The 5,569-nt window shown below is 42.6% G+C and carries 5 protein-coding genes; 3 read left to right on the top strand and 2 right to left on the bottom strand.

Annotated features, from left to right (window positions below):
- The first annotated feature begins 76 nt into the window (after window positions 1-76).
- Window positions 77-1,183, top strand: a complete 1,107-nt coding sequence (locus tag QNK26_RS07835; protein WP_319222030.1) for an aminotransferase class I/II-fold pyridoxal phosphate-dependent enzyme — start codon at window positions 77-79, stop codon at window positions 1,181-1,183.
- A gap of 182 nt (window positions 1,184-1,365) precedes the next feature.
- The gene (locus tag QNK26_RS07830) at window positions 1,366-2,022 is read left to right on the top strand and encodes a sulfite exporter TauE/SafE family protein (RefSeq protein ID WP_319222033.1); all 657 of its coding nucleotides are present in this window, start codon (window positions 1,366-1,368) and stop codon (window positions 2,020-2,022) included.
- Between the two features lie 125 nt (window positions 2,023-2,147).
- On the opposite strand, the gene QNK26_RS07825 is transcribed toward QNK26_RS07830, so the two are convergent.
- Together QNK26_RS07825 and QNK26_RS07820 are read right to left on the bottom strand one after the other, a co-directional pair.
- A complete protein-coding gene (locus QNK26_RS07825; protein ID WP_319222029.1) occupies window positions 2,148-2,834 on the bottom strand; it encodes a CDP-alcohol phosphatidyltransferase family protein in 687 nt (228 codons plus the stop codon).
- Complete coding sequence (locus QNK26_RS07820; RefSeq protein WP_413816354.1) at window positions 2,831-3,706, bottom strand: phosphocholine cytidylyltransferase family protein; 876 nt, start codon at window positions 3,704-3,706, stop codon at window positions 2,831-2,833. Before QNK26_RS07820 ends, QNK26_RS07825 begins: the two co-directional genes overlap by 4 nt.
- Before the next feature lie 729 nt (window positions 3,707-4,435).
- Here QNK26_RS07820 and QNK26_RS07815 point away from each other — a divergent pair.
- A complete protein-coding gene (locus QNK26_RS07815; protein WP_319222028.1) occupies window positions 4,436-4,642 on the top strand; it encodes a cold-shock protein in 207 nt (68 codons plus the stop codon).
- The last annotated feature ends 927 nt before the right edge of the window (window positions 4,643-5,569 follow it).

Below are 5,569 nucleotides of genomic sequence, written 5' to 3'. Positions count from 1 at the left end.
CAGGTAGTAGTCAGATAAAAGGTAAAAAGAAGTGTTTTATTAAGCAATCTATAGCGCATTGGTTCAATATAGGCATATGAATATTCCACGCATAGAACTCTTCGAATGGCTTCAGAATAACCACGAACGCGCTGAGTTTGTTCTGGCGTACAGCAAAATGAAAGGCCTTTCCAAACGAGAGTATGACGAACTGGTGCAATACGACCTTGGTCCAGAACTTGATCTTGGACGGGGTGACCCCCATGGTGCTGACGAATTCAAGCAGATTCTGATGGAAATTTATGGCTGCGAGATTAATAACATTGTTACTACCTCAGGCGGCACCCAGGCCAATTTTCTCGTATTCCTGTCGACCCTGAAGAAAAAAGATGAATTTATCATAGAGCAGCCCGGTTACCAGCCGATGTGGCTAACACCCAAGACGATGGCAGCACGAAAGATCCCGTGGCTCAGGCGATTTGAAGATGGATTTCGTCTGGATGTTGACGCACTGGAGGAGCTAATCACCGACAGGACAAAACTCATTGTGCTTACCAACCCGAACAACCCGACCGGAGTGGTGGCGGACAGGGAACTAGAGATTAAGAAAATAGCTGAGATTGCGCAGGCGAAAGGAATTTATGTTCTGATCGATGAGATTTTTCTCGATGGAGCCGCTGACCCCCAGGTTTCTGCCTTTGGACTGCCTAACGTCATCATTACCAGCAGCATGACTAAGGTTTACGGATTGGGTGGCCAGAGAACCGCCTGGATAATCGCGTCACCAGAAATTGCAGCCGAGTGTCAGCGTGCCAAAGCGCATGCTAACGGCTCTTCTTCCTATGTAGGTGAACTGATGACCGCCTACGCACTGCGCAATGCCAGAAATCACCTTGTGCAGCGATTCATGAAGCATTCAAGGTCCAACTTCAAGGTGCTTAGCAAATGGATGGATGCTAACCAGGATATCGTGGAGTGGGTGCAGCCCAACGGCGGTGTAATGTGTTTTCCGAAATACCGGGTAAATATGTCTTCAACAGAACTATGCCATAAGTTGCTTGATGATCACGGTGTAATGGTCAATCCTGGCGAGTATTTTAATATGGATGGCCATATCAGGCTTGGCTATGCCTGCTCCGAAGATGTGTTAAGAGGCGGCCTTGATGCACTGGGCAATGGTTTGAGGGAGTTGGGTTCTGATTAACAGGGGGGCGTTCACTCCTATTCCTTTTAATCGCTTATATGGCGTATGACCCGGAGTTGTTAATTCAGCAACTTTAACGACTGTACATCATGCCACACCTTTTATATGACATTTGACATCTATCTCGCTGCTTTTTTTATACTCCTGTCAGCTTATTTCATACGCGGTATCACCGGTTTTGGATCAGCCTGATTGCTATTCCGTTGTTAGCCCATTTCCTTCCATTGACGTTTGTCGTACCCATGGTTCTGGTTCTGGATCTTGTTGCATCGATTGTACTCAGTCGCCATATGCGCCTCCAGGTGCGTTGGGATGAAATTCGCTTCCTGTTACCAACGACTATCATAGGTATGCTGATTGGCGCTGTCTTATTGGTCAATTTGCCGCGTGAACCATTGCTGACAGGGCTGGGGTTATTTGTAATCTTTTTCAGCGTGCGTTACCTGTTTAATATTCACAGTGAAAAGTTGATTAGCCGCTGGTGGGCGCTGCCCACTGGCCTAGGTGGTGGCATGATCGGCGCAATGTTTGGTACTGGCGGGCCGCCGTACGTTGTGTACCTTACGCATCGTGTGCATGACAAAACTGAATTTCGTGGCACTTTATCGGGACTGTTTATGCTCGACGGAGCACTACGTGTTGTTACTTTCCTGACCATGGGCCTGTTATTTCAGGAAGAGATGTTTAGTTCGTTGTTGATGGCAATTCCGCTGGTAGGTATTGGCCTCTATCTGGGTGACAAGGTTCATCTGGGAATCTCGCACCGTCAGCAGCTGGCAATTATTGGCGTGTTGTTACTGATCAGTGGTGGTTCTTTGTTATGGAAAGCATGGCACTGATGTGTAGATGAATAATGGCAATAGAATTATAGGGGGCAGACCACAGTTTTCGCTAATAATAGAAACGACCGTGTTCTGACCCTGCTTAATTCAAAGAAAACCAATCGAACCTGACTCCGTTGATTTTACTTCAGTAATTGCCAACCATAAAACGAGGTCGATACTAGAGTGTATGTGACAATGCCGTAATACCAGGCGCCACCACTAAGCTTTGGCGTTCTAATCGACGATACATTTAACGCCGCCAATGCCAGTATCAAAACATAAAGCAATGAGGTAAAAACTGACGCACTGATAAAACCATTTAAAACAAAAAATAGAACCAAAAATATACCGTTATTATCAATGGCTAAACCCTGAAACGTTGCTTTGTCGACTAGACCATAGACATTAAAATAACTTAATCGAAGCACGCCTGCCGCTACAATAACAAAAGCACCCGGCAAAAACCAGGGACTAAAATCACCGTAGCTGAGTAATACAACCGCAGGACCAACGCCAAAGCTGACAATGTCAATCAATGAGTCAAGCTGACCACCGAACAGTCTCTGCTTATCGGTCCGGTCTTTCATGCGCCGTGCGATATTGCCATCACTCCAGTCGAAGAATACGGCCCACACCAGTCCGATCATTGCAGCGGGAAAGTTACCGACGATAGCGAAAAAGATCGCCAATACAGCTGATAAAAGTCCGGCCAGAGAACACAGGTTTGCCAGATCATTGGCAAAAGAGATAATTGATGGTTGATATGCCACAGGCTCTTTTACTGAGTCGTTTACTGACTCGTTTACTGGATGTGTTATGTCTGTCATAGATCTTTCTCAGGCACTAACTTATTAATGGAAACTACATTATCTGAAGTCATTAGCTTAGCGACTGAATCGATACCGTTCGTGCTATTAGCTGGAGAACCCGTAGCTGAAAAACCAATGGCTGGAAAACCAATGGCTGGAAAACCACGGGCTACACGTCCAAGATGAACAGTTTCTGACAGACCAATTTGCGTAACACGAGGAAACATTAACTCTGCTTGTTGCAGGTCTTTCATGCAATCGATTTCATACCATTTGTTTTCATCAAAGAAAACTGCATCTAATTCAAGTGAGCCTTCAGCTACCATATCGGCAAATACTGTTTCATAATATTCTCCAACACGCCCATCTTCTACATAACTGTCTAATCGTGCAGATACCTTATGCCAACTTTGCAAGGACAAACTGTAAATATTAACGGTTTTATACTGACGCGCATCATCAACGTTATGACTAACGTGAAATGCTTTCACACTTTTTTTATCAGTGTTAAGTTCAACAACTGTTCCATTCATCCATGGCAGGGTGTTAGAAATCGCAATTCTGTCTGGTATCAGCATCGGCGCTAACATAGAATCTTCAAAAACCAGATCACTTTCTACCAACACGAATGACTCTTCGATAATTTTTCGTGCCAACCAGAGCGAATAGATATTATTGGTTGTTCGGTAGACAGGGTTAAACACGTAATCAACTTGAAAATCAGCAGCGTTGTGTTCAAGAAACTCATGAATACAATGATCCAGGTATCCCGTTACCACTACCAGGCGAGTAATGCCCTGTAAGCGGAGATTATCAACCAGGCGCCCAAGTATGGGTTCGCCGCCAACTTCTGTAAGACATTTTGGTGCATCAAGGGTTAATGGGCGCAAGCGAGATCCAGTGCCAGCGGCTAAGAGTAGTGCGGTTGTTATATGATTAGTAATATTAAATTCTCCTTAGAATTTTATTGTATGGGGTAACGTGTTGTTCATTTAGGGTATATAAACCGGGTAGGACACTAGCACTTATGTGCTTTACACCCATTAAGAAAATATCTGTAGAAGAGTTTTCCATTACCATAACCACTATCAATATCAGATTATGGTCATACATATACGCGTTGATATATCACGAACAAAGCACTAGCTGCGTTTCAAATGCACAGCTAACTCACCAGCGGTGAGCCGTTATTCAATTAAAGTAATCTTCTCTTAAAAACACGTAACAGACTAAAAGACAGTCTGCAAAGCAGACAAGAAGTTAAAGGTTCGCTAAAGGAAAGCAAAAGAAAGGCCAGAGAACGACCCAAGGAAAGCTAAAGAAAGCCCGTTCATCATACAGCAATTAGCCGATTAATATCGGCTAATTCAGGAGGACTGAAAATATTCACCCCTTAAACCTCACTTTAGTATTTATAAGAGTTGAAATAAATCCATTTAAGGCGTACACTCCCCGTAGCTTGAAAGTACTACTTACATCTATGCAATACCATTTCGTGTCACATCTATAGTTTCTCGTCCTGTTCTTCATATTTATCAGCAACACCTTCTCGCCAAGCGGCATTATGGTTTTTTATAACCAGGCCAAACACTATTTAAATTAAATTAACAGGAAATAACATGTCTACTACAACCGGCACCGTAAAATGGTTCAACGAATCTAAAGGTTTTGGCTTTATCGAGCAAGAATCTGGCCCTGATGTTTTTGCACATTTCAGTGCCATCTCTAGTTCAGGCTTTAAAACCTTGAATGAAGGTCAAAAAGTTGAATTCACTGTCACACAGGGAGCTAAAGGCCCTCAGGCAGAAAATATCGTAGCACTTTAATTAGTAAGTTGCGTATGGCCTATATGTAAAACATTACAGGTCAAACTTACAACTATTATGGGTTGTGAGCTCAAAGGGTAAGATCTTGCGGTCTTGCCCTTTTTTGTGCGCCAACTTTTGCACGAAATATGGATGTGCCAGTCAGTGGCTAAATGCGAACGTTAAAGAAAAAAATAGTTGCCAGTGATGGTCAAAGGAAAGCCCGCTCATCAAGCAGTAAATGGCGCTTAATTACATAAATGTGTAAAAAACCGATAATACCCTGGAAAAATTTGAGTTTTATCGACAACTATTATTTTGCCTGGCACCTTATATATTACGCCATAAAGGACTATAGTGAGTGGGTCTCAACGCTAATTGAGGCATTAAAGAATAAAAAACAAGCTATACCTTGCTTTAAAGTGACCAGGATATATCAGCCGTCATCATTTCTCTTTCATAAGCGTCCTAACCAGGACCTGTCCTTGAAATGCTAAATGTAGTCGAAGTGGGTTAAGTGCTCATCAACAGTACTAACTCATGAACATACTTTTTTCATTTTATAATAAGAGTTGTAATGTAGATGTTTTTAAACAAGATTCAAATGTTTGACTACAGGTTAAATAAAAGGTATTAAAAAATGCACGATGATTCAATAAACAGTAAATACCATGTAATAAAGGTTGAAAAGACTACCGCCCCAGAGGGTATGTTGGGTGAAAACTGGTATCTCTATGTTATTCAAAAAGGCGACTTAACCAATACAATAATGAATTGTAAAAAAACGGGTACTCTCAAGTCTGTTACTGAACACGCAAAGGACATGTCTGAAACCATTAATTTGCGCAACGTTAAAGGTGGACGAAGATAGAACTTAAATGGGTGGATGGAATGTCAGCCAGGGTAGGCATCGTACGTTCAAATAAGTATATTCATTATTAACACGTA

Source organism: Moritella sp. (assembly GCF_033791185.1).
Classification (GTDB): domain Bacteria; phylum Pseudomonadota; class Gammaproteobacteria; order Enterobacterales; family Moritellaceae; genus Moritella.
This window is presented reverse-complemented; position numbering and strand designations above follow the sequence as displayed.

Excerpts from the sequence above, each read along its gene's own strand:
- QNK26_RS07835 (WP_319222030.1), top strand. The coding sequence starts at position 77 with ATGAATATTCCACGCATAGAACTCTTCGAATGGCTTCAGAATAACCAC.
- QNK26_RS07825 (WP_319222029.1), bottom strand. The coding sequence starts at position 2,834 with ATGACAGACATAACACATCCAGTAAACGAGTCAGTAAACGACTCAGTA.
- QNK26_RS07815 (WP_319222028.1), top strand. The coding sequence starts at position 4,436 with ATGTCTACTACAACCGGCACCGTAAAATGGTTCAACGAATCTAAAGGT.